The organism is Rhizobium sp. BK418 (assembly GCF_004341105.1).
Taxonomy (GTDB): domain Bacteria; phylum Pseudomonadota; class Alphaproteobacteria; order Rhizobiales; family Rhizobiaceae; genus Rhizobium.
In genome coordinates, this window is the sequence record NZ_SLZK01000019.1 from 1 (window position 1) to 2,634 (window position 2,634).

Consider the following 2,634-nt stretch of genomic DNA (forward strand, 5'->3'; position numbering starts at 1 on the left):
TGCAGCGCGACAATCAAGATGAGACGAAGCGTCAATCAAGATGAGACTCTGCAGCAGCGGTGGAACGCAGAGAGGGCGTAGCCCGAACGGAGTTCTACCGCTGCTGCCGCGCCGATTCATCTGGTGATTGCGGTTCGACCGGTACTTTGGGTTCTTCGAAGAACGGGGAACCACCTCTGTGCCAGGTCGTCACATAACCGATCATCAGATGAGGCTTTTCATGAAGTTACGACAAGAGCACAGGGTTGAGGTCGCCGCGGCAAAGGCGTCACTCAGCAGAGCAACGGCCTTTCGCATCGAGAAGAATGCGCAACTGCCGTCGCAAGTGAAGAAGCCGCGTGACCGTCGGCGTCCCGACCCACTCGCCGACATCTTCGATGCCGAGGTCGTGCCGCTGCTGAAGGCGGCACCTGGCATTCGTCCGGTCGCCGTCTTCGAGGAGATGTTGCGCCGCCATCCCGACCTCAGCGAAGGCGTTCGCCGGACGATGGAACGACGGATCCGTGCCTGGCGGGCCATCAATGGGGACGAGCAGGAAGTGATCTTTCGCCAGGTTCATGAGCCCGGCCGGATGGGGCTTTCCGACTTCACCAACATGAACGAACTGGGGATCACGATCGCAGGCCAGCCGCTCGATCACCTGCTTTATCACTTCCGTCTCGCCTATTCCGGCTTCGAACACGCCCACGTCGTGCTCGGTGGCGAAAGCTTCGTGGCGCTGGCCGAAGGGATGCAGAACGCTCTCTGGTTCCTTGGCGGCGCGCCGCTTTACCATCGCAGTGACAGCCTGTCGGCCGCCTTCCGCAATCTGGACGCCGATGCCAAAGAAGACCAGACGCGGCGCTACGCGGAGCTTTGTGCGCACTACCGGATGACGCCGACCCGCAACAACAAGGGCATTGCCCACGAGAACGGTGCGATTGAGAGCCCGCATGGCCATCTCAAGAATGCGATCCGCGATGCCCTGTTGTTGCGCGGCACCCGTGACTTCGACGATCTCACTGCCTATCGCGGCTTCATCGATGAGATCGTCAGCCGTCGCAATGCTCGCTATGGCAAGCGCATCGACGCCGAACGGGCGGTGCTGCAGCCGTTGCCGGGAACGCGCACCAGCGATTTTGAGGAGGTTGTAGTGCGGGTCTCGCGCAGCGGCGGCTTCACCTTGCGCAAGGTCTTCTACACCGTGCCGTCACGCCTCATCGGGCATCGGCTGCGCGTGCGCCTATACGACGAGCGTCTCGACCTCTTTATCGGCGGTACACATCTGATGACGCTCCAAAGAGGGCGTGCACATGCCAGCGGCAAGCACGACCAGGTGGTCGATTACCGGCATGTCATCCATTCGCTGCGCAAAAAACCGATGGCGCTCCTTCAGCTTGTCTATCGCGACAAGCTGTTTCCGCGGCAGGAATACCGAAGGGCCTTCGAGACCCTGCTCGACCGGCTTTCCGACAAGCAGGCCTGCAAGATCACCGTCGAGCTCCTGGCCTTGGCCCACGATCGCGGCTGCGAGCGGGAACTGGCAGAGCGGCTCGCCAAATCACTCGATGCGGGCGAACTGCCGGACATCATCGCGCTGAGGACTTTCTTCGCGCCCGATCCGGCACAGTTGCCCACTGTCAACGTTCGTCTCGCCTCCCTCCAGGGCTATGAGGCCCTGATCGACGCGCGTCATCTGGAGGACGCCGCATGAGAAGCGCCCCTGCCATCGACGCCGCCACGCTCAGCACGCTGCTCAACGAACTCCGCCTGCCGGCCATCAAGGTCCTTTGGCCGGACTTTGCCGAACGGGCCGACAAGGAAGGGTGGCCAGCGGCCCGGTTCCTGTCGGTGATCGCCGAGCACGAACTCGCCGAACGCGATCGCCGCCGCATTGAACGCCATCTCGCCGAGGCGCGATTGCCACCGGGAAAGACGCTCGACAGCTTTGACTTCGACGCCGTGCCGATGGTCTCCAAGGCACAGGTCATCGCGATCGCCGCCGGCGATAGCTGGCTCGCCAAGGGAGCGAACATCCTGTTGTTCGGCCCGCCCGGTGGCGGCAAGAGCCATCTCGCCGCCGCAATCGGCCTCGCTCTCATCGAGAACGGTTGGCGGGTGCTGTTCATGCGTACGACCGAGCTCGTTCAGAAGCTGCAGGTGGCACGTCGTGAACTCCAGCTCGAATCCGCCATCGCCAAGCTCGACAAGTTCGATCTGCTCATCCTCGACGATCTCGCCTATGTGACCAAGGACCAGGCGGAAACGAGCGTGCTCTTCGAGCTCATCTCCGCGCGCTACGAGCGGCGATCGATCATGATCACCGCCAACCAGCCCTTCGGCGAATGGAACAGGGTCTTCCCCGATCCCGCCATGACACTCGCCGCCGTCGATCGGCTCGTCCACCACGCGACCATCTTTGAGATGAATGTCGAAAGCTACCGGCGTCGATCCGCGATGGAAGCCAAACGCCAACGCGGCAGGCCGGCTTCCTTCGCGACAATGAGAAATGCCACCGAGATTGACGCTGCGCGACAATCAGAATCCGACGAAGTCCTTGCCAGCGACAATCACGATGATACCGTCGCCGACGATCGCGACACCAGAATCTCATCCAGATTGTCGCGCTGATCTCATCCAGATTGTCGCCCTACA

Annotated in this window: 2 protein-coding genes; both read left to right on the forward strand. The window is 61.9% G+C overall.

What is annotated here, in order from left to right; genetic code table 11:
- The first annotated feature begins 208 nt into the window (after positions 1–208).
- Positions 209–1,693 (forward strand): IS21 family transposase, encoded by a 1,485-nt coding sequence (istA, locus tag EV281_RS30945; protein WP_165912022.1) that lies wholly within the window; start codon positions 209–211, stop codon positions 1,691–1,693.
- Entirely contained in the window at positions 1,690–2,610 is a 921-nt protein-coding gene (gene istB, locus EV281_RS30950; RefSeq protein WP_132658652.1) for an IS21-like element helper ATPase IstB, read from the forward strand. The genes istA and istB overlap by 4 nt, the downstream gene beginning before the upstream one ends.
- The last annotated feature ends 24 nt before the right edge of the window (positions 2,611–2,634 follow it).

What these genes read in the sequence shown, in the direction of transcription:
- istA (WP_165912022.1), top strand. Translation starts at nt 209, where the DNA reads ATGAGGCTTTTCATGAAGTTACGACAAGAGCACAGGGTTGAGGTCGCC.
- istB (WP_132658652.1), top strand. Translation starts at nt 1,690, where the DNA reads ATGAGAAGCGCCCCTGCCATCGACGCCGCCACGCTCAGCACGCTGCTC.